This is a genomic window from Mangrovibacter sp. MFB070 (assembly GCF_000705335.1).
GTDB lineage: Bacteria > Pseudomonadota > Gammaproteobacteria > Enterobacterales > Enterobacteriaceae > Mangrovibacter > Mangrovibacter plantisponsor.
This window is the reverse complement of sequence record NZ_JJMI01000010.1, coordinates 85,455-107,905: the sequence shown is the minus strand read 5'-3', so window position 1 is coordinate 107,905 and position 22,451 is coordinate 85,455. Positions and strand designations below refer to the sequence as shown.

Here is a 22,451-nt window from a genome sequence, read left to right as displayed (position 1 = left end):
AATGAGAGGATGTCACCCAATAAAAAACCAGGAAAATCAATTTATTGATTTTCGGCTGCTAACTAAAAAGAAGGAAAAACCACGTTTTTTCCTTCTTTTTCATCAATCTGCACGCCCTGTGTTAACAGGGCGTTGGGAGCTTATTTAGCCGGGATTGATTTCAGCAGCTCGGTCAGCAGTACCCAGTACTGGCCCACGCTTTCGATATGCACTTGCTCATCGGGCGAGTGTGGACCAGTGATGGTTGGCCCAATAGAAACCATGTCCATGTCCGGGTAGGGTTTTTTGAACAACCCGCATTCCAGGCCTGCGTGAATTACCATGATATTTGGCGTTTTGTTGAACAGGCGCTGGTAAGTTTCCCGCACCAGGTGCATTACCGGTGAATTGGCATCTGGCTGCCAGCCCGGGTAACTGCCTTTGGCGACAATATCGGCACCAGCTAACTCGCCCAGAGAAGTCAGCATGCTGACGACGTAATCTTTCCCGCTGTCGATCAGTGAGCGGATCAGGCAGATAATTTCTGCTTTACCCTGCTCCATTGTTACTACACCGACATTCAGGGAAGTTTCAACTACGCCTTTAACGGCGTCTGAATTGCGGATAACACCGTTCGGTGTGGCATTCAGCAGGCTGATAAACTTGTCCTGGCTTTCACGAGTGAGAGCGGTATTCGCCGTAGTAGTTGGCTCCAGCAGGATAGTGAGGTTTTTCTCAACAGCAGCCAGCTCATTTTTCAGTGTGGCAAGGTAAGACTCAACCTGTTGTTTGAATGCCGCAACCTGGCCTTCTGCAACAGCAACTACAGAAAAAGCTTCACGAGGGATAGCGTTGCGCAGCGTGCCGCCACTGAATTCCACCAGGCGCAGGCCCAGAGAACGTGCATTATCGCTCAGGAAGCGCGCCAGCAATTTGTTTGCGTTACCTAAACCCACGTGGATCTCGCCACCGGAATGGCCGCCTTTCAGGCCTTTAAGCTCCAGATTAAACGCCTGGTAGCCAGCAGGAATAGCTTCACGGCTTAATGGCAACGTGGTGATGAAATCAATCCCACCGGCGCAGCCCATATAAATCTCGCCTTCTTCTTCGGAATCTGTGTTGATCAGGATATCAGCCTGTAACCAGCCCGGTTGCAGACCAAACGCGCCATCCATTCCGGCTTCTTCGGTCATGGTCAGCAACACTTCCAGCGGGCCATGCTCAACGCTGTCGTCAGCCAGAACAGCCAGAGCTGAAGCCATACCGATACCGTTATCTGCACCGAGCGTAGTGCCACGGGCTTTTACCCATTCGCCATCAATCCACGGCTGAATCGGGTCTTTAGTAAAATCATGAACAGTGTCGTTGTTTTTCTGTGGCACCATATCCAGGTGAGCCTGTAATGCGACAGGCTTGCGGTTTTCCATACCTTTGGTGGCTGGTTTACGCAACAAAATATTCCCGACCTGATCACGCTCAGCGTGCAGGCCTTTGTCTTTTGCCCAGGACAGGATGTGTTCAGCCAACTGTTCTTCATGGTAAGAAGGGTGAGGGATAGAACAAATTTTCGCGAAAATATCCCACAAAGGTTGGGGAGATAACTGGGACAGTTCAGACACGGCGAGTCTCCTTGACAGCGGGTTGCCAGTGAATGCTGACAGCCCGGATTAAGCAAATAAAAAGCACCGGTAACTTGCGGGAAACCGATACTTGCACGTTGGCGTGAGAATACCATTATATTATCTGGGTGGGGGTGTTTCTGGGCACAAAAAACTGCGGAGCATTGCGCAACACTGGTTTTTAGTGCGCCAGATCTCTATAATCTCGCGCAACCCAATTTTCCCCTGAACACTTTTTAAGCCGTTTTTACTGGCCGGGACATTCACATGAGCGAAAAATACGTTGTCACCTGGGACATGCTGCAGATTCACGCACGTAAACTGGCAAGCCGCCTGCTGCCAGCTGAACAGTGGAAAGGCATTATTGCTGTGAGCCGCGGAGGCCTGGTGCCTGGCGCGCTGCTGGCACGTGAACTGGGCATTCGCCATGTTGATACCGTGTGTATCTCCAGCTATGACCATGACAACCAGCGTGAAATGAAAGTACTGAAACGCGCTGAAGGCGATGGCGAAGGCTTTATCGTTATCGACGACCTGGTTGATACCGGTGGCACTGCGGTTGCGATTCGCGAAATGTACCCGAAAGCACATTTTGTTACCATTTTTGCCAAACCTGCGGGTAAACCGCTGGTAGACGATTACGAAATTGATATTCCACAGGATACCTGGATTGAACAGCCGTGGGATATGGGCGTTGTCTTCGTACCACCGTTAGCTGGCCGTTAATTTGGCATCATCAGTTTGGTAAAAACACGCGCCCGTTTGTCGGGCGTTTGTTTTTTTTAGCGCCTGACAAGATACAATAGGCAACATGACCTGTTCATGGAGGCCGTCATTATGTCAGAGGAAAACCTCAGCGTTTCGTTATTCAAGCCCCGTTTTAAGCACCCGGAAACATCCACTCTGGTGCAGCGACCTCGTAATGATAAACCACTCATGGTTGAGTCCACTCTGGATGGGTCAACGGTGCCTCACTGGTACCGCATGATAAACCGCCTGATGTGGATTTGGCGTGGAGTGGACCCACGAGAAATCATTGAAGTGCAGGCCCGTATCGCCGCCTGTGATGCTGAGCGCACTCGCAACGACTGGATAGACACCGTCATTGGTTATCGCAGTGGGAACTGGATTTACGAATGGTCCCGCCAGGCGATGTCCTGGCAACAACAGGCGACTCAGGAAGAAAATAACGCGCAATCAGGCAAACTCTGGCTCAAAGCCGCGAACCTGTACAGTATTGCAGCTTATCCTCACCTGAAAGGTGATGAGCTGGCAGAACAGGCGCAAACTCTGGCTAACCGTGCCTACGAAGAAGCCACTCTGCGGCTGCATGGTGAATTACGCCAGCTTGAATTTCGTATTCCAGGCGGTAGTGCTATAACTGGTTTTTTGCATATGCCGGAAGGCGAAGGCCCCTGGCCGACGATTTTGATGTGCGGCGGGCTGGATGCACTGCAAAGTGATTACTACCAACTGTACTCCCGTTACTTTGCGCCGCGCGGTATTGCGATGCTGACAATTGATATGCCTTCAATTGGCTTTTCATCTAAATGGAAGCTGAACCAGGATTCCAGCCAGCTTCACCAGCATGTTCTGCAGCACCTCACCAATATTCCCTGGGTTGACCACACCCGGGTTGCCGCTTTTGGCTTCCGTTTTGGTGCCAATGTGGCCGTGCGGCTGGCTTACCTGGAAAGCCAGCGCCTGAAAGCCGTGGCCTGCCTTGGGCCGGTGGTGCACAGCCTGCTGAGTGACCCGCAACGCCAGCGCAATATTCCGGATATGTATATTGATGTGTTAGCCAGCCGCCTGGGCATGATGAACGCCACCAATGCTATTTTAAGCACGGAGTTAAATCGCTACTCACTGAAAACGCAGGGTTTGCTTGGGCGCCGCTGCCCCACACCAATGCTTTCTGGCTACTGGGATAATGACCCGTTCAGCCCGGAGGAAGATTCGCGTTTAATCGCGTCGTCATCTTCCGATGGTAAGCTGCTTGCAATACCGTTTAACCCGGTTTACCGCAACTTTGATAAAGCACTGAGCGATATTGTCGACTGGATCAGTAAACGCCTGGGTTAAAGGATTGATAAATTCTGTTTATTTGGTAAAACATTTGAACGACTAAAGGAGACTAAAATGACGTTACCAGGTGGACACCCACGGGGCCGGTTGCTAAAAAAATTTGCTGCCCTTGGCCCGTATTTGCGTGAAGAACAGTGTGACGAGAACCGTTTCTTTTTTGATTGTCTGGCGGTGTGCGTTAACGTGAAACCTGCCCCCGAGAAACGCGAGTTCTGGGGCTGGTGGATGCAAGTAGAAGCGCTTGATACACACTTTGCCTACACCTATCAATTTGGCCTGTTTGATAAGGAAGGTGTTTGGAATCCCTCTCCCGTTAAAGATAAAAACGCGAACGAGGAAATTGAGAAAACGCTGCGTACCTTCCATGCCAACCTCACCAAACTGCTGGATTCCTTCAATATCAAGTTGCTCCCCGCCGAAGACTTCGACGAAAAGCCAGTCCGGCTTTCTGCCTGAACTGCTCTATAAAAAACCCCCAGTAGCAAGCAGGGCGCTATTGGGGGGAAGCAGTGGTATTGCTGCCCGCCATGTCTCTGGCGAGCTGTTTTAATGCCATCAGAACTGGTAAGTCATCCCCACAGCCACGATATCGTCGGTGCTGATTTTAAGGGCAGTAGTTTTCGCGTTTTTATCAATCTGGTTGATTTTGTAATCAACAAACGCGGACATGTTTTTATTGAAGTAGTAAGTCGCGCCCAGGTCGACATAGTTAACCAGGTCCTGGTCGCCAATCCCTTCGATATCTTTCCCTTTCTGGGAAACATAACCAATAGAAGGACGCAGGCCGAAATCAAACTGGTATTGTGCAACAGCTTCAAAGTTTTGCGTTTTGTTCGCTGCGCCAGTAAAGGCGGATGACGTGCCACTGATGGGTGTCATATTGCGGGTTTCGGAGTACATCACAGCCAGGTAAATATTGTTGGCGTCATATTTCAGACCAGTTGCCCAGGCTTCTGCTTTATCGCCAGTACCCAGTACCTGCTGTTTCTGCAACAGAGTACGGTTAGAAACAGTATATGCACCGCCAACGCTCAGGCCTGTATCGCCAATGGCATAAGTCAGGGCAGAGCCGAAACCGTCGCCATTTGCTTTGCTTGCAGTGTCGCGTTCGTTTTTACCCTGGTACTGCAGGGTTAAATCCAGACCATCGACCATGCCGAAGAAATCGTTGTTGCGATAAGTCGCCAGGCCGCTTGAGCGCTGGGTCATAAAGTTATCGCTTTTCGCGGAGGAATCACCGCCGAATTCCGGGAACATATCGGTCCAGGCTTCTACATCGTACAGCGCACCCAGGTTACGGCCATAGTCCAGTGAGCCATACTGAGCGAATTTCAGGCCGGCGAATGCCAGACGTGTTTTCTGGCTGGAGGTGCTTTCTGGTTGGTTACCAGCAAATTGTTCTTCCCAACGGCCATAACCAGTCAGTTGGTCGTTAATCTGGGTTTCGCCTTTGAAGCCCAGACGCACGTAGGTTTGGTCGCCATCTTTACTGGAATCGTCACTGAAGTAGTGTTCAGCTTTCACTTTGCCGTACAAATCCAGTTTATTACCATCTTTGTTGTAAACTTCAGCTGCGTGTGAAGCGGAAGCTGCCATAATGCCCATCATCATTAATGCCAAAGTGCTCTTTTTCATTGGTCTTTCCTGTTTTGTTTTTTAACGCGCCACAATCGCGGGCAAGAGGAGCCCGGAGAAAACAGGGAGTTTTTTAACGTCCGGCGATTAAAGATTTATGACATTTGCAGGAAAATTCTAAAATTTTGTCATTTATTTTTACTGTCATTAACATGTAAACATTACCCGGTATTTTCCCTCATTTTGCTCTTTTTCCGTTGTTTTCCCCGCTGCCTGTTGGCAAGGCTCGCGAGTCCTGTTACAACGTCATCAGTTTTTCTTTTTATTTGTTGAAACGGCAGAACACCATGAGTAATAGCCAGACACTGGTGGTTAAACTGGGAACCAGTGTATTAACTGGCGGCTCCCGCCGCCTGAACCGAGCCCATATTGTCGAATTAGTGCGCCAGTGCGCGCAGTTACACAGTGCCGGGCACCGGATTGTGATTGTAACCTCTGGCGCTATTGCGGCAGGGCGTGAACACCTGGGTTATCCGGAATTGCCCGCGACCATTGCGTCCAAACAATTGCTGGCGGCAGTGGGGCAGAGCCGGCTGATTCAGTTGTGGGAACAGCTGTTTTCTATTTACGGTATTCATGTAGGGCAGATGCTATTGACCCGCGCCGATATGGAAGACCGTGAGCGTTTTCTGAATGCGCGCGACACACTGCGTGCTTTGCTGGATAACCGCATTGTGCCGGTTATCAACGAAAACGACGCCGTCGTTACATCGGAAATTAAAGTGGGCGATAACGACAATTTATCCGCACTGGCCGCGATTCTTGCTGGCGCAGATAAATTACTGCTCCTGACAGACCAGCAAGGTTTGTTCACCGCAGACCCACGCAATAACCCCACAGCCGAACTGATTAAAGAAGTGCATGGCATTGATGACACATTGCGGGCTATTGCCGGTGACAGTGTGTCTGGCCTTGGCACCGGTGGCATGAGCACCAAACTGCAGGCGGCCGATGTCGCCGGGCGGGCTGGTGTTGAAGTGGTGATTGCCGCAGGCAGCAAACCCGGGGTTATCAGCGATGTGATGGAAGGTATCTCTGTTGGTACTCGTTTCCATCCTTTAGATACACCGCTGGAAAACCGCAAACGCTGGATTTTTGGTGCGCCTCCGGCGGGTGAACTAATCATTGATGATGGCGCGCTCAATGCGCTGGAAGCCCGTGGCAGCTCGCTTTTGCCGAAAGGTATCAAAGAGGTGACTGGCAATTTCTCCCGTGGCGAAGTTATTCGCATTCGCAGCCTGGACGGGCGCGATGTGGCCCACGGCGTCAGCCGCTACAACAGTGATGCGCTGCGCCGTATTGCTGGCCACCACTCACAACAAATCGACGCCATCCTTGGTTATGAGTATGGTCCTGTCGCCGTTCACCGCGACGATATGATAGTCAAATAAGGAACGCCGGATGCTGGAAGATATGGGTAAAGCGGCCAAAGCCGCGTCTTACCGCCTGGCGCAGTTATCTGCCCGGGAAAAGAATGCTGCGTTGGAAATGATTGCCGACAACCTGGAAGCTCAGGCTGCAAGCATTCTTGCTGCCAATGAGCAGGACCTCGCCGAAGCTCGTGACAACGGCCTGAGCGAAGCCATGCTGGACCGCCTGCAACTCAACCCTGCGCGGTTAAGTGGTATTGCCAATGATGTTCGCCAGGTGTGCCGCCTGGCAGACCCGGTAGGGCAGGTGATTGATGGCGGCATGCTGGATAGCGGCCTGCGCATTGAGCGCCGCCGTGTGCCCCTGGGCGTAGTGGGCGTTATTTATGAAGCCCGCCCCAACGTGACTGTGGATGTCGCTTCCCTGTGCCTGAAAACCGGTAATGCCGTGATCCTGCGTGGCGGGAAAGAAACCTGGCGCACCAATGCCGCAACCGTGCGGGTTATTCAGTCTGCACTTGAAGCTTGTGGGTTGCCTGCGGGCGCTGTACAGGCCATTGAAAGCCCGGATCGAGCCCTGGTCAATGAAATGCTGCGCATGGATCAGTATATCGACATGCTGATCCCACGTGGTGGCGCTGGCTTACATAAATTGTGCCGCGAGCAATCGACTATTCCGGTGATCACCGGCGGAATTGGTGTCTGCCATATTTTTGTCGATGAGTCTGCCGATATTACCCCGGCCCTGAACGTGATTGTTAACGCCAAAACACAACGCCCCAGCACCTGCAATACGGTTGAAACGCTGCTGGTGCATACGGCAATTGCAGGCCGCTTCCTGCCTGAACTGAGTAACGTTATGGCACAACGTGGCGTAACGCTGCATGCCGATGCTGCTGCGCTGGCGGCATTGTCATCCGGCCCGGCTGCTGTTGTGCCCGTGAAGGCAGAAGAATACGACAACGAATTCCTGTCGCTGGATTTGAACGTGAAGCTGGTAAGCGGGCTGGACGATGCCATCGACCATATCCGTGCGCATGGCACGCAGCATTCCGACGCAATTCTGACGCGCACACTGCGCAATGCCGACCGTTTCGTGAATGAAGTGGATTCCTCTGCGGTATATGTGAATGCCTCTACGCGCTTTACCGATGGCGGCCAGTTTGGCCTGGGCGCGGAAGTGGCTGTCAGCACACAGAAACTGCATGCCCGTGGCCCGATGGGCCTGGAAGCACTAACCACCTATAAGTGGATTGGTTACGGCGACGATACAATTCGTGCGTGATATTACCGGGGTGATGCAAAAATAGCCGTTTGATTCACTGAGTTATTGACGCATCCCCCGGTTAGTTTTAACCTTGCTGCCCGTGAGTTACGCTCGTAACCACATCCTGCAGTGCCGATATAGCTCAGTTGGTAGAGCAGCGCATTCGTAATGCGAAGGTCGTAGGTTCGACTCCTATTATCGGCACCATTAAAATCAATGAGTTACACTTTTTCATCTGCATGTAATCCTGCTGTTTTCTTTCTCGCGTACTTATTTGGCATAACATAGCTAGTGCTATGTGCCCTCTCACACAAATTCAAACTTTACAGACGTTCTATTCTCGGTAAGTGTCAAGGTAGTTGGCACCCCGGGTTAATTTAAGCGGCCTGTTTTTCCTGCTCCGGATTCAGTGTTACCGGACCTTCCGGCTGCCAGTTTCTTGTTCTGCCTGACCAGTGCTCAGGGTGGGCCTGTTTTGCCATCCGGTACAGGTCATCTCGCTGCTTCAGCAGGACATTATCTTCACCATGGTGACGCTGTCCCGGCGTCACATCACATACCGTATCCCGCAGTGCCGGTACTCTTCCTGTGTCAGGTTATTCAGGGATTCATGAGGCCGCTCGCTGTTATATTCAGCCAGCCAGCGCTCAGTGATTTCCCTCGCTTCATTCAGGGTTCTGAACAGGTAAAAATCCAGAATTTCAGTCCGGACGTCCGGCTTCGACAGACTTCAGAACAGCAATGATCTGGTATTCGGTGAATCGGGCTTTACGCATAGTGATCTCCTCAGGGGACATATTCAGTATGTGGGAAGATCTCTAAAAGTGAATGGTCCGGATTGCAGGGATACTTACAGTATGACGGAAGAAATCTGAAAAAATAAAAGCTATAGTAAATAATTCCCTTTACTACGAAAATATCAGGCCAGAGTAATATTTCATAACCGAGAGTGGCAGATTAAATAAAAAACGAAAAATTAAGTAACTTAGGTAATAATGAATAATTTAGTAGTGAAATTCTAAAGAATATTCCTTTCATGCCGATAAGATATTAAGTGTTTTTTTAAAATGACATGGTGAAATAAAATGCTCGTTTCTCATTTTGAATTTGTTATTAAAATAATAGGCGGTATGTTAACATTCCCAGTAATTAGTTTTATATTTAATTTTTATTATATAAGGGCTAAAGATAGAATCATAAATGTAGAAAAGCTCTCAGCTGCAATCAAATCTGATTCAAAAGATTGTCATTTGATAGAGGTTCTTTTTAGAGTAATATATAAATCAAGATATGTGTCAGCTGATGAAATAAAAATACTAATGGCTCAAAAAAGCCCATCCAGACTATCTTTTTTGTATGCGCAATTGAATAAATGGTTAAAAGTCACAGAGCTTAATAATAAAGGAGGGGATATAACAATCGAGTTTTCACACTCTTTGAGAACAAAAAAACTACAAAATTTATGGGGATATGGGTTATTATTTTCTTCTGTTTTGATATATGCAGTATCTTTATATTTCGGATGCAAAGCTATTGACCTTTCATTTCTTGTCTATAATCGGAGTCATGTTAATCCTGCTGATGTTTTTTTGTATTATTCTATATTTATTTCTTTCTTTGCTTTATACAATTATCCATTCCTTTTAGGAAGTTGCATTTTACTGGCTCCATTGAGAATAAAAATCATACATAAAATAATTTCTGCTAGAAATGATTAATTTTTAACGCTTTTAATTATTAGGAACAAACTTACCCCACCAATTTATTATGTTCGTTTTGTAAGGGGTTGATTATAATGGCATGATTTTTAAATAAAATACTGAAGTTGTATTGTTAATTATCCAAAATGTGGTAAAGGATAATTAACAAAAAATACAAGGAGGTTTAATGTATAAAAATAATGATGAAGCCATTGATTGGGAAGCCAGGCGACTTCTTGATGATGGTATCTATACCGATACAGAACAAGCCTATTTAGAAGCAGAAAAGATAGTAATCAATATTAGGGAACAAGCAAAACAGCGCCAGATAAAGCAACAATTTAAATTGAAGATTAAGTCAGTCAAGAAAAAAATTGGTAATGGTTATGACTATGAAAATGTCCCTTATGCCAACGAGAAAAAAATTGGAGAGCATAAATGACCAAAAAAGATATAAAACAACAAATTGCTTCAGCACAGGAACATTTATACTTCCTGGAAGCAAAAAGAAACAGAAAACGAAAAAAGAAAATACCCGAAAGAAAATTATTTTCGGTGCAGAGGTTGCCAAAGTCTTAGGATGTGATATTGGTTATGTGGATAAAGAATTAGTCTTTGGGGTTCTGCTTAACATATCTAAACTATCTGAGCATGATATTGAGTCCTTCAGAGCACAAGGTCAAATCTATATCGAAAATGTTATAAATAAATCCAAATGTTAATTATTTTTATTCACGTCATAACGGTGAACCGGCCTAAAACTTGCTTTAGGTCGGTGAACTGTTAAAAAAACCTCAGAGGGGGAGGTAGCAAATATTTAAATTTTATTAAAATATCGCAACTCTAGTTTCTCCAATGCTTATGTTGTGGTGTTAAGAATAAACTTATTAACTTTTCTATAGTTAATTGTTTTAGGTAATTGTCTTGACAGAAACACCCTCCGCAACGTCTTTTTGTTAATAGTGTTAAAGGCAATTGAACATTGTTCAATTCTATACTTAACGATGTATGTGCTACATCATAAAGTATGGTTTCGTCATAAATTTTAACGCCGGGATCATCAAGAACTATTTCCACCAAGTACTTAAATAGTACTGGGTGGTATGGCTTTCGTATTGTTATCATTTTGCGTTGCCGATCAAAATTATTCCAATTCAGTAAAATGTCAGACATGTTTTGGAAGTATCTTTCATTACTTGACATTTTTGGGATCCAAAACATTGGGTTTGTTTTTGTTATCCATATATCTAAGTTTTCATGAAGTAGGAAATCTATATTAAACTTAAACAAAACAGGACCATATAGGTTTTGTCTCGGGAAAAACCCATGAAGGTCCACTGTGTCCAAAAACACATCTCCCCAGACGTCATACTGCTTATCTTCCGGGTCAGATTCCTGTTTCGTTTGAAATGCACCGAGTCTTTCAATATCACTTCTTGAAATTAGCCCCCCATTTCTAATAAAAGATATTGCAGTTGCTACAGTATTTGCATGATGAAAATATGTTATATCCTGTGAGCGTAAGAAAGAGTGTAGCTGTATGTTATCAATCTTCATGCTTTGTCCTTGTTTTATTTTTTATCTACAACCTATCAAAAATTGAACCGATATCTGGTGTGAATAATTTATGGTACAGTTTTGTTGCATAACTGTCTGTCATTCCAGATATATAATCACATAAGACTCTGTTTTTATTTTCAGCGTTTTGATAAGCATTGAGTGTGTTTTTAGGTAGCAATCTGCTAGGGTTTTCACGTAAGACTTCAAATATTTTTAATATTATTTGTTGGCCTTTGTATTCTAAAACCTGCACTTCTGGCGTTTTTATTACCCGATTCATGACGAAACTTTTCAACGCTTTCAAAATGTTCTTTCCGTCATTATCTTGGGTAGCTTTTAACATTAAAAGTGGCGTTTTGAACATATCATTTTTTTCAATGTGTATAGAGGAAATAAAATATCCCACTAACTTACTTATTGCATGTTTCCTTTCTTTATTCGAACCATTAAAGAGTTTTTTATTGTAGAAGTCTATGTTTTTTGCTAATTCATTCGTATTATAAGAAAGGATTTTTGGGAGAATATCACTCTCCCACATGCTTTTAGTTATGAGACCTAATGCTATACCGTCTTCTAAATCATGAACTCCATATGAAATATCATCTGCAAGCTCCATTATTGTCGTGTCAAATGATTTATAAATTGTTTTATGATGAGCGTTTTCAACAGATTCAATTGTTGAAAACAACTCAGTATCCTTTTTCGGGATTGCTTTAAAAATCCAATCAAGTAAATTTATTTCATCATCAAGATAACATTTTGGGGGATGCCAGTTATCTAAATTTAATGGGGGAGTAGTCTGGGGTATTCTGTTTTGCTTATAGTTTATTACTTTACTGTATGGAGCTGGATATTTTACCAGTCCTAAAAGGGTTCTTCGAGTCAAATCCATGCCATGATTTGGTGAGTATTCGGCAAGGCGACTCACAATTCTTAAGGTTTGCCCGTTGCCTTCAAATCCACCTGAATCAATCATAGAATAATTAAGTGCTACTTCACCACCATGACCGAAAGGAGGGTGACCTATATCATGACTTAAACCAATAGCCTCAATCAGGCTTAAGGATGGAATCCACGACCTAATGAGTTCATCAGTCCTATACTTGTCATGTAGTCTTTCACAAATGGCTGAGCCTATCTGTGCTACCTCTAAAGAATGTGTTAACCGTGTCCGATAAAAATCATTTTCTCCGAGTCCTAATACTTGTGTCTTTGTTTGTAATCGCCTGAATGCTGCCGAATGAATAACCCTTGCTCTGTCTCTTTGGTACTGGCTGTCATCAGTATTTGAATTGAATTCTTTTACAGGATAGTTATCATCATCATTCCGTTTCCTTCTACTCCATTCCGCAGTGTCCATTTGTTAACCCTCTGATTTTAATGATGTTATCACGTTGATTTTTAAAAGCATTGAGAGATTTAAATATGGTATTCGATTCTATTCTATCTAATAATTAATATTCGTGGGATATGGTTTGTTATACAGTATATGAATAGCTTGGTAGCAATAACTTTGCGTTATTATTTGATTTTAACTAATTTAACAATCACTTCAGGCTCAACCTGAGGAGTGTGTTAAACCCGTTTCGCTTCAGTCTGATGAGTAAAAACAGTGAGGGTTTAATTTTATCTTGCCAGAATGGGATGTGGAAAAATGTCTTTAATACATCAGAAGTTTTTTATTCTCCCGATGGGGGTAATATAGCATGGTTGGGACAAAATCTTAGTCAGAATAATTTTTGTACATTGAGAGCTGTCAGTGTTCCAGTTATCACTGAGTTAAGAAAGAACCCAGCGAAGTATTTTATTGATGAGCCGGTTGCCGTGCTCTCCAACAACCGTCCCGCTGGCTACATGGTCAGTGCCAAGGTGTTTGAAGAACTGATCGACCTATTAGAGGAGAAGCAGGGCAAGGTGCATACTGCTGCGCAATTCAGGCCAACTGCTGAACGTTTAAGTGATATTGCGGATAGCGGGCAGAAACTGCTGCAAAACGCCTCTGACTAGGATCTGACCGAGTTCACGGAATGAGCATCAGGATTTTTAAGTCAGCACTGATCCGTCAGCAATTGAGCCAACAAGCGCTTGATGATTTGGCGGCGGATTTTGTTTCCTACAAAAAGGATGGCGTATTGCCAGATACCTTTGGGCGTGATGCGCCTTATGATGATGACCGCACCTATCCCTTGATAAAAGAAGAACAGGTGGCCCACATTGATCTTGCCGATGCGGAAGCCCCTTTTCCGAAGTTTTTACGTCAGTTCAAACGAACCAGCGATCAGGCTCATTTGGTATATTGCAAAGGTGCGATGGATTCCGATGCCTACCTGCTGATTATCAGCCTGAAATCTGAAGCGCATAAAATGGCGCGTAACAATAACTATATGCATAAGATCGGGATGATAGCCGAAGCGTTCAGGATGAAACATTAAGTTGCTTAAAAAACACCCACCTAAACAGGGCGCAAAATCCGTTGGGGGTATCTTTGGGGGTATCGACAAAGATGAAACAGGTAATTTATATTATTAATCAAATTATTATGATGTAGGTGTTGTTCCTATTATCGCACCATTCAAACAAAATCAAAGGATTACGTGATATCCCCCGTCACCTTTGGTCTCGCCTTAACACGTTTAAACGCCTGTGTAATGTATGGGCGGTTATCAATATAGATTGCATGGGCAGGTGTGCGAAGCGTCCAACCTGTAGAAGCATGTGAATCTTGCATGACCAGCATCACTTGCTTTGTAAAACTGAGTCGTACTAACAGGGCAGCCAGGCCCACACAACATGATAACGAGTCTCTATCTTCTCCCCTTCGTGCGGGGCTGTGGGCGATCCGTGCTGTGAAGCACCAGAAAGCCGAAAGTTCAGTCGTAACCCATTTGTAAGCCCTTTGGCTTTGTATGGTTTATGGCTGAATGGATAAACAGGCGAAATGGTGGGAAGACTAACCGGAACGGGAAAGAATCCGGCTCTGCCATGGTTGCGATCACCGGAACACAACGATCACCTGATAACAGGAAGATAGAGAGACAATCTGACAGCCGCAGATCTTCTAACGAAGTTGCTACGCTCCCCATTTTCTTATGTGCCCATCACGGCACGTAGAGGTGGGGGTATTACTCAAAGGTTTTGTATTTGTCATTGTTCCTCAATTTTGGATAGCTTCCAGTATCCTGATCCGTATAGAAAAATTAGCAAATCGAGGTGAGAACATGGCAAACGCGACCAAAAGCGGCGCGACAAAGCGCAACAACCGTAAGATCCAGGCCCGTAAATTCCTGGCAACTCCAGAGGGTAAAGCCTGGCTTGCAAGAAAGCAGGAAGAAGAAGCAGAGATCAAATTAACCGGGCAGCTAATACGATGTTCTGATCTGGTTTATCAACCTCATTTCGTTACACAGAATCAGAATTTTCCCGGAAGAAATTTTCCCCTATCCGATTGCATAGGTGTACGATAAGTGCGCAACTCATTAGAAATTATAGGGTTACTGGTGGATACAGTAGAAGAGCTAAACGGAACGTACTTTTATGCGGGAAAATCAAATCTTACCGCCTCTGAACTCTTTTTCATGGTGTTTATTTTCAACACGGCTGATCAGTTCGGCATTAAAGACATTGCCGCAATTTATGCACTGTATGCGGGTATGAATGATCAGGATACTCGGGCTAAACCAGAAGCGGCATTGAAAGGAACTTCCAGGCTTTCAAAAGGCGTGAGAAAAGTTTTCGGAAATAGAATGTTCCCGTTCGGGTTGAAAATGCCGACATGGATCGGCGGTTATACTCCGTGGACTGTAAAACGTAGGATGGTGAGGAAAGTCGGAACATGGGTAGGCCGTACTATTCCGTTAGTTGGCGAGGTTATTCTTTTGGCTGATGTTTCACTGATAACCTACAATTCGATCCGCGAATACAACACCATAGCGAGAGGCAACGATAAGTTATGGTAATTTGTGAAGACGACATTGCACAGAGAGTGCTGCACATGTTTTCTGTTCGTGCTGGCGCTTACATGTTCAGGAAAAAGAAATACGACACGTACACAGCAGAATCGAACATTTATTTTGATGTACAGCTTGATCAGGATGATGTTGAAGAGTTAGTTGAAGATTTTGCAAAAGAATTTGACGTAGACATGTCTAATTTTCATCTTGAAACCTATTACCCCGAAGTAAAACATTCATGGAATCCATTCAAGAAACCTGATCCTATAGATGTTCCTGATTTCACGATTGACATGTTTATTAAATCGGCTAAAGCCGGGAAATGGTTATACGACTAATTGCAAGGAGCTTAATAAATGGCTGTACCTGTTCACCTAATCTTAAAAGATGATGGCGGTTCCCAGATTATGGGATCTTGTGATGTTCACGGGCGTGATGGAAGCATAGAATTACGCAGTTTGCAGCATGGCGTTGTTATTCCCACAGATCCCCTCACTGGCAAAGTTACTGGTAGCCGTCAACACTGCTCTTTTAATTTCACTAAAGAGATCGATAGTTCATCACCGTATTTGTTTAAGGCTGTTGCTTCAGGCCAAACGCTGAAAAGTGCGGAGTTCAATTTCTACCGGATTAACTACAGTGGACAAGAGGAAATTTATTACACGATCACTTTAGAAAATGTGAAAGTGGTTAGCCATAGTCCTGTTATGCACGATACCCGCAACGTAACAGGTACAGGGCACATGGAAGATGTTTCCTTGAGTTATGAGAAAATCACCCATCTTTATAAAGACGGCAACATTCTTCACTCTGATGCGTGGAACGAGAAGAAACAAGCCTAACCGCATAAAGAAAGGGGGCATTGCGCCCCCCGATTATTTCAACGCCCTGATCCACATCATAAGCAAATATAGCTGGCTTTCTGTCATAGCAGGGATTCGGACGGTCACAGCGCCAACGCCATAATATGCCGTATCGGTGTGAAACCATTTAGTACCTGGTTCAACCACTCATGGTCATAGAACCAATGCCATTGCCTTGCCTATTCCTGTAACTCATTCAGTAAATGAACTGGCAATCTCCCCATCACTCACTGGCATGAATAAAGGGCCTGTCAGATAGTTTTAGCCACGTACCACATCCATCATATTTGCCCAAAAATGTGAAGAAAATCTCTTTCTTTTACTCTTTGTTAACTTTCAGGTCGCGAAGATAACCATCGAATTTCACATGTATTTATGCTCTTTTCTGTCAATTAGTAAAAAAGTGTAATGATAAAGTAAATTTCTTTGCTGCCGATAGGGTTATGTTACGCATTTTTTAAGGCAAACACCTTCAGGCTTAAGGGGAGTGAGTATGTCGTGGTGGCATTTTTTTTCTGGAAAAAAAACGATAGTTAATTCATCAGTTGCTGCTGAACCACGGCGTTTGCTACTTCAGGCACTGGAACCAAGAATGATGTTTGATGGTGTTGCCGTCACCACCACAACAACCGATGCCAGCCATACTGATGCGGCATCGCATACCACTGCATCGGTCAGTGTGGCGGATTCGCATGCTGATACCACGGCAACGGCAACCAGCTCAACAGCCGAAACCAGCAAAACAACTTCCGGCACAGCGGCTTCTGGTTCAACTGCCGCAACGGCTGGCACAACAACTTCGAACGCCAATACAACCACACAGGATTCCAGCAAGACCTCCGGTAGCAGCGTAGCATCCAGTACGAACAATGCCACCGGGCCTCAGGTTGTATTTGTGGAGTCTGATGTGAAGGATTATCAGTCTCTGGTTAGTCAATTACCGTCTGGCTATGAAGTGGTTGTACTCGATAGTACGAAAGATGGTCTGGCACAAATCGCGACCTGGGCCAGTACCCATAGCGGTTACAGTGCCATGCATATTATTTCCCACGGTGAAGAGAATAATCTGATGCTGGGAACAGTGGCGCTGACCACTGCCAACATAGATAACTACCAGAGTGAACTGGCGATCATCGGCCAGGCATTGAGCGCAGATGGCGATATCTTAGTGTATGGCTGTAGTGTCGCTGAAGGCAGCGACGGTGCGGCATTGATTGGCGCTCTGGCGAAAGACACGCAGCATGTGGTTGCGGGTTCAACAGATGCCACCGGGGCTGCATCATTAGGCGGAGACTGGGTACTGGAATACAGTACTGATACGTTACATGTCGCGCCTCTGGATCTGGTGGGCTACGATGGGCTCCTTACCCGGCCAACCACTGGAACCACAACTTTTGATACCCTGGATGGCTCTGTCACCATTGTACCCACAGGCCAGACATCATTAACCGTCACAAATTTCCTGGGCTGGGATTTCACCATGCAGATGAATTCAGCATCTGATGGTCAAAACGAAATGATCCTTGTGGAAAAAGATGGTTCCAGCTCGGTGGAAACCGTCGATGCCTTGAGTGATGGCTCAAAACAAATTACCTATTTTGCTGTGAAACCGAATGACAGCTCACTGTTTACTCTGAACTCGATTGGCGTTGTGATAGACGGTTACAACTCTAGTTTTTCCGGGGGAAGTGTCACTCTGGTGGGGTACCTGAATGGCAGCGCAGTGAGCGGCGCAACATTAACATTGACTGTTAGTGATATTTACAACGGCGGCTCTATAGTGACCTTTAACGTCTCGTCGAATGCGGCGTTTCAGGGCATTGATTCCTTCCGTGTTATGGCCTCAAGTGGCAATAACATCACCGGATTAATTGGTATCGGTGAAATTAATGCCACCAACTTCCACTATCCTGGCCCGACATTAACGGTAAGTGGGGGGAGCACCGCATACAGCAGCGGTACTGGCAATGCAGTTGTCATCGATAGCGGTATTACACTGGCAGATAGCTCTGCCGCTACACATAGCAGTGCGACGGTCGCCGTCACCGGTAACTTTCACAGTGGCGAAGATGTGCTGGCGTTCAGCAATACGAATGCCACGACTTACGGCAATATTACAGCGACATATAACAGCAGCACCGGTGTACTGACACTGACTTCTTCAGGCAGCACGGCCACGACAGCTCAGTGGCAGGCTGCGCTGGAAGCGGTGACCTATCAGGATAGTTCACTGTCACCAAACACCAGTTCGCGTACCCTCTCTTTTACGATTACGGATTCATCCGGTAATACCAGCAGCACGGTGACGCGAACGGTGACAGTCGCTGCGGACTCGGCGCCGGTTATTAGTAACCTGAATGGCGATAGCGGTACATATTATGCAGGTGGAACCGCTGTGCATCTGGACAGCGGAACAGCGGCAGTTGTCACGGACAGTGATACGACCAGCTTTAACGGTGGTAACCTGACAGTGCAAGTAACCGCGAACGGTCACAGTGCCGAAGATGTATTGGGTATTGATACCAGTGGCACGGTGAGCACCTCGAATGGTACGGCTGTGGGCAGTGTTATTTCCGTTAGCGGCATAGCTATCGGGAGCATTGCCACTCTGGGGGATGGGGTTAACGGCGATAATCTGATTATTACCTTTAATGCCAACGCGACAGCCAGCCGTGTTTCGACACTGGTCGATGCGCTGACCTACAACAACAGCGCCACCACGCCAACAACAGGAAGCCGTACAATACAAGTGACGGTTAACGATGGGCGTGGGCAGACCAGTAGCGCATCCAGTGTCACCATCGACATGAATAATAATGCATTGCTGACTACCAGCAGTGGCAGTGCCGCTTTTACTGCCGGGGATAATACCACCTCGACACCCGTAGTGGTTGATAATGGCCTGACCATTGTTGATCACGCCAGTAGCACTCTGGCTTCAGGTACGGTATCAATTACCTCGAATTTTCACAGTGGTGAAGATGTGCTGGCGTTTACCAATACCAGTGCAGCAACCTATGGCAACATTGTCGCCAGTTATAATGCCGCGACAGGTGTATTAACACTGACCTCAAGCGGCGCGACCGCGACAATTGCACAATGGCAGGCGGCTATGCGGGCCGTCACCTGGACGGATACGGCCGTGACGCCTAATACGTCCACACGCACTATCAGTTTCCAGGTTACCGACGGCAGTAGCAACAGCAGTCCGGTTGCAACACGGACGGTGACAGTAACTGATGTCGATCAAACACCAATAGTGACCACCAGTGGCGGCAGCGCGGCATTCTCTTCCGGGGATAATACCACCTCAACACCCGTCGTCATTGATAGCGGTCTGACGTTATCGGACCTCGATAACACGACATTGGCTTCGGCAAGCGTCGCGATTACTGGAAATTTCCATAGCGGTGAAGATGTGCTGGCTTTTACCAATACCAGCGCGGCGTTGTATGGCAACATTGTTGGCAGCTATAACAGCGGCACCGGTGTTTTGACGTTATCATCCAGCGGTGCGACAGCAACTGTTGCCCAGTGGCAGGCGGCATTGCGCTCTGTCTCATGGACAGATTCAGCAATAACGCCCAATACAGCGACCCGGACGGTGAGTTTTACTGTTAATGACGGAACGAAAAACAGTGTAGCGGCGACACGCCAGATAACCGTTACTGCGACAGACCAGACCCCGATAGTGACTGCCAGCGGTGGCAGCGCAGCATTTACCGCCGGGGATAATACCACCTCGACACCCGTGGTTGTAGACAGCGGAATAACCCTCTCCGATGCAGATAACACCACGCTTGCCAGTGCAACTGTCGCCATTACTGGCAACTTTCACGCCGCAGAAGATGTGCTGGCGTTTACCAATACCAGTGCGGTTTTATTTGGGAATATCGTTGCCAGTTATAATAGCGGTACCGGTGTATTAACGCTGACGTCTGCTGGCGCTACCGCAAGCCTTGCTCAGTGGCAGGCGGCATTGCGCGCTGTATCCTGGACAGATACAGCAGTCACCCCCAATACGGCGACCAGAACAATCAGTTTTAGTGTCAATGATGGTACGAAAACCAGTACCGCAGCGACAAGGACAGTCACTGTTGCCAGCACGGATCAAACCCCTCTGGCGGCAACATCTGGCCCCGGAGAAACCTATACTCTGGGAACGCCTGGATCAACTATCGCGGTAGATAGCGGGTTGACGTTATCGGACCTGGATAACACCACGCTTGCCAGCGCCACTGTTGCTATTACCGGCAACTTTCATTCAGCAGAAGATGTGCTGGCGTTCACCAATAACAATCCGACGCTCTACGGCAATATCAGCGCCAGTTATAATTCCTCGACCGGTGTAATGACGCTTACCTCCAGTGGTGCGACCGCCACGGTAGCGCAGTGGCAGTCAGCATTGCGGGCGGTTACCTGGAGTGATAGTGCGACAACGCCTAATGCAGCAACCCGGGTTATCAGCATTACGGTGAATGACGGTACGAAAAGCAGCGCTGCCGTAACGCGCAGTATTGCAATGTCAATTCCTGCACCGGTTGTTACCGGTATAACTGCCGCCAGCGATACGGGTAGTAGTCATTCAGATGGCGTAACCAGCAACACGCAACCAACATTTACCGGGACAGCGCTGGCAGGCAGTACTGTTACTGTGTATGTCGATACCGCATCCGTTGGCACTATAACCGCTGATGGCAGCGGTACCTGGTCGTTTACTCCCTCCAGTGCATTAAGTGAAGGAAGCCATACCATTACCGCGATGGCGACAGCCGGCAGTGTGGATAGCGTGATTTCTGGTGGTGCCGCAGTGGTGATTGATACCACTGCACCGGCGGCCCCAACAGGTATTGTGCTGACAACAGCTACCGATACCGGTAGCAGCCACAGTGATGGCATAACCAATAATAACCAACCGTCCCTGACGGGATCAGCTGCGGCAGGAAGCCTGGTAACAGTCTATATCGATGGCTCTGCTGTCGGTACCACAACCGCAGATGGCAGCGGTGCCTGGCAGTACACAGTATCAGCACCATTGCTGGACGGCACGCACGCTGTACTTGCGACAGCCACAGATACCGCAGGTAACGTCAGTACTGCGGCGTCACCATGGAGCTTTACCGTAGATACCGCCGCACCACAGGTGCAGGCTGTTAGTGCCCAAAATCCGCTGACAGGAGCACAAGGCCAGGTCGGGTATAACATCACCTTCACCAAGCCGGTTCAGTCATTATCTGCCAGTGAGTTGCAGGCGCTGGTAACAGGTAATGCTCAGGCGAATATTGTGTCGGTTAATCAGATTAATACTACCACCTGGCAGGCTGTATTTAATGTTCAGGGAACCGGAACATTAACGCTTGGGGTTGTGAGCGGTGCCATTAAAGACATGGCGGGTAACTCGTTGTCTGGCGCGCTGGTTAATATACCGGTATATCAAGCCGCACCTGCGGGCACGACAACGCCAACAACACCAACAACGCCAACAACGCCAACAACGCCAACAATACCAACAACACCAACAATACCGACAACGCCGACAACGCCAACAACACCAACAATACCGACAACGCCGACAACGCCGACAACACCGACAACACCGACAACACCGACTAATAATACTGGCAATACGGTACCGCCCGTGGTGCCGGGAAACCCGGTTCCGGCTATGACATTGCAATTGCCGCCAGGCGCCCCAGCGCTCAGCCAGCTATACGAAGCCGCTCCCTCTCAGGTTGCGCCTAATATCGTTTTAACTGCCCTTAATGGCATTAGCATGCCGACGTTAAGTGCGGCCGGGAACAATATGATGCCGGGAGCTGGAACTGCAAACTTACCGTTTACACTCTCCGTTACACCGGCCTTCGGGGCATATACCGTGCCGGACGGTATCGCATCACCATCATATATTGGTTCCATTACCAGTAGCCCAATGGCTGTCCTTGAAGTGAGGGCTGATGTGGGCAGCATGGGAGTGGTTTCCGGCCAAAATTTCAGCATTGCACTTCCGGCAGGTACGATTTTAACTCGTGAGCCTGCAGCGAACTTATCCGTCACAGTGCGCCAGAGCAACGGCACGCCGCTACCTTCATGGATCAAATTTGATCCAGCTACCGGGCGTTTTTCAGGGCAACCTCCTGCCGGATGGCAACAACCTGTCTCTATTGAAATTCGGGTCGTGGATAAGCAAGGGCATTCAGGTACCAGCCATCTGGAGTTGAAAGTAGCGGGTCCCCGGGAAACGCCTCCTCAGGCAAATATTCATTCGCCATCAGGCAAGCCTGGTTTAGATCAACAAATCGCTGCTCAAAGGGCCATTTTTTCAGGTCGACTGACGACACCTGGAAAACAAGTGTAATGCTTTAGAAATGGTTAATGTGCTGTTTTTTATAAATAAAAATCAATCAATAAAGTAAGGATGGTAGC

The 22,451-nt window shown here is 47.1% G+C and carries 21 protein-coding genes, 1 tRNA gene and 1 pseudogene; 16 read left to right on the top strand and 7 right to left on the bottom strand.

Going from position 1 to position 22,451, the window contains the following annotated elements; genetic code table 11:
* Nucleotides 1–140 precede the first annotated feature (140 nt).
* Nucleotides 141–1,598: a beta-Ala-His dipeptidase gene (gene pepD, locus DT73_RS04330; protein ID WP_036104442.1), complete on the bottom strand. Its 1,458-nt coding sequence runs from the start codon at nt 1,596–1,598 to the stop codon at nt 141–143.
* A 267-nt stretch (nt 1,599–1,865) separates the two neighbouring features.
* On the opposite strand from pepD, the gene gpt reads away from it, so the two are divergent.
* The 3 genes from gpt to crl all read left to right on the top strand — a co-directional run bounded on the left by gpt (nt 1,866) and on the right by crl (nt 4,139).
* A complete protein-coding gene (gpt, locus tag DT73_RS04325; RefSeq protein ID WP_036104439.1) occupies nt 1,866–2,324 on the top strand; it encodes a xanthine phosphoribosyltransferase in 459 nt (152 codons plus the stop codon).
* A 111-nt stretch (nt 2,325–2,435) separates the two neighbouring features.
* A complete protein-coding gene (gene frsA, locus DT73_RS04320; RefSeq protein ID WP_036104436.1) occupies nt 2,436–3,680 on the top strand; it encodes an esterase FrsA in 1,245 nt (414 codons plus the stop codon).
* A 57-nt stretch (nt 3,681–3,737) separates the two neighbouring features.
* Nucleotides 3,738–4,139, top strand: a complete 402-nt coding sequence (gene crl / locus DT73_RS04315; RefSeq protein ID WP_036104434.1) for a sigma factor-binding protein Crl — start codon at nt 3,738–3,740, stop codon at nt 4,137–4,139.
* 99 nt (nt 4,140–4,238) lie between these two features.
* Here the strand turns inward: crl and phoE are convergent, their stop codons facing one another.
* On the bottom strand, nt 4,239–5,318 hold the full coding sequence (phoE, locus tag DT73_RS04310) for a phosphoporin PhoE (RefSeq protein ID WP_036104431.1): 1,080 nt from the start codon (nt 5,316–5,318) through the stop codon (nt 4,239–4,241).
* A 287-nt stretch (nt 5,319–5,605) separates the two neighbouring features.
* Here phoE and proB point away from each other — a divergent pair, with 287 nt between their 5' ends.
* From proB to DT73_RS04295, 3 genes are all read left to right on the top strand, one after another.
* Nucleotides 5,606–6,709 carry a glutamate 5-kinase gene (proB, locus tag DT73_RS04305; RefSeq protein ID WP_036104428.1) on the top strand — a complete coding sequence of 368 codons (1,104 nt, stop codon included), beginning with the start codon at nt 5,606–5,608 and terminating at the stop codon, nt 6,707–6,709.
* Between the two features lie 10 nt (nt 6,710–6,719).
* Complete coding sequence (gene proA, locus DT73_RS04300) at nt 6,720–7,973, top strand: glutamate-5-semialdehyde dehydrogenase (protein ID WP_036104425.1); 1,254 nt, start codon at nt 6,720–6,722, stop codon at nt 7,971–7,973.
* A gap of 113 nt (nt 7,974–8,086) precedes the next feature.
* Nucleotides 8,087–8,162, top strand: a tRNA-Thr gene (locus tag DT73_RS04295).
* A gap of 170 nt (nt 8,163–8,332) precedes the next feature.
* Here DT73_RS04295 and DT73_RS26410 read toward each other — a convergent pair.
* Together DT73_RS26410 and DT73_RS25385 are read right to left on the bottom strand one after the other, a co-directional pair.
* Nucleotides 8,333–8,506: a hypothetical protein gene (locus tag DT73_RS26410; protein WP_160173957.1), complete on the bottom strand. Its 174-nt coding sequence runs from the start codon at nt 8,504–8,506 to the stop codon at nt 8,333–8,335.
* A pseudogene (locus tag DT73_RS25385) lies at nt 8,503–8,664 on the bottom strand (integrase core domain-containing protein); the annotation flags it as partial. The pseudogene DT73_RS25385 and the gene DT73_RS26410, both read right to left, overlap by 4 nt.
* A 376-nt stretch (nt 8,665–9,040) precedes the next feature.
* Here DT73_RS25385 and DT73_RS04290 point away from each other — a divergent pair.
* The 3 genes from DT73_RS04290 (at nt 9,041) to DT73_RS04280 (ending at nt 10,377) form a co-directional block, all read left to right on the top strand.
* Nucleotides 9,041–9,673 carry a hypothetical protein gene (locus DT73_RS04290; protein WP_036104423.1) on the top strand — a complete coding sequence of 211 codons (633 nt, stop codon included), beginning with the start codon at nt 9,041–9,043 and terminating at the stop codon, nt 9,671–9,673.
* 169 nt (nt 9,674–9,842) lie between these two features.
* The gene (locus DT73_RS04285; RefSeq protein ID WP_036104420.1) at nt 9,843–10,097 is read left to right on the top strand and encodes a hypothetical protein; all 255 of its coding nucleotides are present in this window, start codon (nt 9,843–9,845) and stop codon (nt 10,095–10,097) included.
* Nucleotides 10,048–10,377 (top strand): conjugal transfer protein TraD, encoded by a 330-nt coding sequence (locus DT73_RS04280; RefSeq protein WP_235234411.1) that lies wholly within the window; start codon nt 10,048–10,050, stop codon nt 10,375–10,377. Before DT73_RS04285 ends, DT73_RS04280 begins: the two co-directional genes overlap by 50 nt.
* 121 nt (nt 10,378–10,498) lie before the next feature.
* Here the strand turns inward: DT73_RS04280 and DT73_RS04275 are convergent, their stop codons facing one another.
* Together DT73_RS04275 and DT73_RS04270 are read right to left on the bottom strand one after the other, a co-directional pair.
* Entirely contained in the window at nt 10,499–11,212 is a 714-nt protein-coding gene (locus DT73_RS04275) for a hypothetical protein (protein ID WP_036104417.1), read from the bottom strand.
* Between the two features lie 25 nt (nt 11,213–11,237).
* On the bottom strand, nt 11,238–12,575 hold the full coding sequence (locus DT73_RS04270; protein WP_036104415.1) for an anti-phage deoxyguanosine triphosphatase: 1,338 nt from the start codon (nt 12,573–12,575) through the stop codon (nt 11,238–11,240).
* A gap of 386 nt (nt 12,576–12,961) precedes the next feature.
* Between DT73_RS04270 and yafN the strand changes: the two genes are divergently transcribed.
* From yafN to DT73_RS04240, 6 genes are all read left to right on the top strand, one after another.
* Nucleotides 12,962–13,222, top strand: a complete 261-nt coding sequence (gene yafN, locus DT73_RS04265) for a type I toxin-antitoxin system antitoxin YafN (RefSeq protein WP_036104550.1) — start codon at nt 12,962–12,964, stop codon at nt 13,220–13,222.
* 20 nt (nt 13,223–13,242) lie between these two features.
* Nucleotides 13,243–13,647, top strand: coding sequence for a type II toxin-antitoxin system YafO family toxin (locus DT73_RS04260; protein WP_036104411.1), 405 nt, complete (start codon nt 13,243–13,245; stop codon nt 13,645–13,647).
* 786 nt (nt 13,648–14,433) lie between these two features.
* Nucleotides 14,434–14,679 carry a hypothetical protein gene (locus DT73_RS04255; protein ID WP_152552479.1) on the top strand — a complete coding sequence of 82 codons (246 nt, stop codon included), beginning with the start codon at nt 14,434–14,436 and terminating at the stop codon, nt 14,677–14,679.
* Between the two features lie 33 nt (nt 14,680–14,712).
* The gene (locus DT73_RS04250) at nt 14,713–15,171 is read left to right on the top strand and encodes an STM2901 family protein (RefSeq protein WP_036104547.1); all 459 of its coding nucleotides are present in this window, start codon (nt 14,713–14,715) and stop codon (nt 15,169–15,171) included.
* On the top strand, nt 15,165–15,503 hold the full coding sequence (locus DT73_RS04245; protein WP_036104405.1) for a DUF1493 family protein: 339 nt from the start codon (nt 15,165–15,167) through the stop codon (nt 15,501–15,503). Before DT73_RS04250 ends, DT73_RS04245 begins: the two co-directional genes overlap by 7 nt.
* An 18-nt stretch (nt 15,504–15,521) precedes the next feature.
* The gene (locus DT73_RS04240) at nt 15,522–16,007 is read left to right on the top strand and encodes a type VI secretion system tube protein TssD (protein WP_036104401.1); all 486 of its coding nucleotides are present in this window, start codon (nt 15,522–15,524) and stop codon (nt 16,005–16,007) included.
* 594 nt (nt 16,008–16,601) lie between these two features.
* On the opposite strand, the gene DT73_RS26405 is transcribed toward DT73_RS04240, so the two are convergent.
* A complete protein-coding gene (locus DT73_RS26405; protein ID WP_160173956.1) occupies nt 16,602–16,904 on the bottom strand; it encodes a hypothetical protein in 303 nt (100 codons plus the stop codon).
* A gap of 19 nt (nt 16,905–16,923) precedes the next feature.
* Here DT73_RS26405 and DT73_RS25800 point away from each other — a divergent pair, with 19 nt between their 5' ends.
* The gene (locus tag DT73_RS25800) at nt 16,924–22,383 is read left to right on the top strand and encodes a DUF4347 domain-containing protein (protein WP_255358332.1); all 5,460 of its coding nucleotides are present in this window, start codon (nt 16,924–16,926) and stop codon (nt 22,381–22,383) included.
* Nucleotides 22,384–22,451: the final 68 nt, after the last annotated feature.

Excerpts from the sequence above, each read along its gene's own strand:
- gpt (WP_036104439.1), top strand. The coding sequence starts at position 1,866 with ATGAGCGAAAAATACGTTGTCACCTGGGACATGCTGCAGATTCACGCA.
- frsA (WP_036104436.1), top strand. The coding sequence starts at position 2,436 with ATGTCAGAGGAAAACCTCAGCGTTTCGTTATTCAAGCCCCGTTTTAAG.
- crl (WP_036104434.1), top strand. The coding sequence starts at position 3,738 with ATGACGTTACCAGGTGGACACCCACGGGGCCGGTTGCTAAAAAAATTT.
- phoE (WP_036104431.1), bottom strand. The coding sequence starts at position 5,318 with ATGAAAAAGAGCACTTTGGCATTAATGATGATGGGCATTATGGCAGCT.
- proB (WP_036104428.1), top strand. The coding sequence starts at position 5,606 with ATGAGTAATAGCCAGACACTGGTGGTTAAACTGGGAACCAGTGTATTA.
- proA (WP_036104425.1), top strand. The coding sequence starts at position 6,720 with ATGCTGGAAGATATGGGTAAAGCGGCCAAAGCCGCGTCTTACCGCCTG.
- DT73_RS04290 (WP_036104423.1), top strand. The coding sequence starts at position 9,041 with ATGCTCGTTTCTCATTTTGAATTTGTTATTAAAATAATAGGCGGTATG.
- DT73_RS04285 (WP_036104420.1), top strand. The coding sequence starts at position 9,843 with ATGTATAAAAATAATGATGAAGCCATTGATTGGGAAGCCAGGCGACTT.
- DT73_RS04280 (WP_235234411.1), top strand. The coding sequence starts at position 10,048 with ATGAAAATGTCCCTTATGCCAACGAGAAAAAAATTGGAGAGCATAAAT.
- DT73_RS04275 (WP_036104417.1), bottom strand. The coding sequence starts at position 11,212 with ATGAAGATTGATAACATACAGCTACACTCTTTCTTACGCTCACAGGAT.
- DT73_RS04270 (WP_036104415.1), bottom strand. The coding sequence starts at position 12,575 with ATGGACACTGCGGAATGGAGTAGAAGGAAACGGAATGATGATGATAAC.
- DT73_RS04260 (WP_036104411.1), top strand. The coding sequence starts at position 13,243 with ATGAGCATCAGGATTTTTAAGTCAGCACTGATCCGTCAGCAATTGAGC.
- DT73_RS04255 (WP_152552479.1), top strand. The coding sequence starts at position 14,434 with ATGGCAAACGCGACCAAAAGCGGCGCGACAAAGCGCAACAACCGTAAG.
- DT73_RS04245 (WP_036104405.1), top strand. The coding sequence starts at position 15,165 with ATGGTAATTTGTGAAGACGACATTGCACAGAGAGTGCTGCACATGTTT.
- DT73_RS04240 (WP_036104401.1), top strand. The coding sequence starts at position 15,522 with ATGGCTGTACCTGTTCACCTAATCTTAAAAGATGATGGCGGTTCCCAG.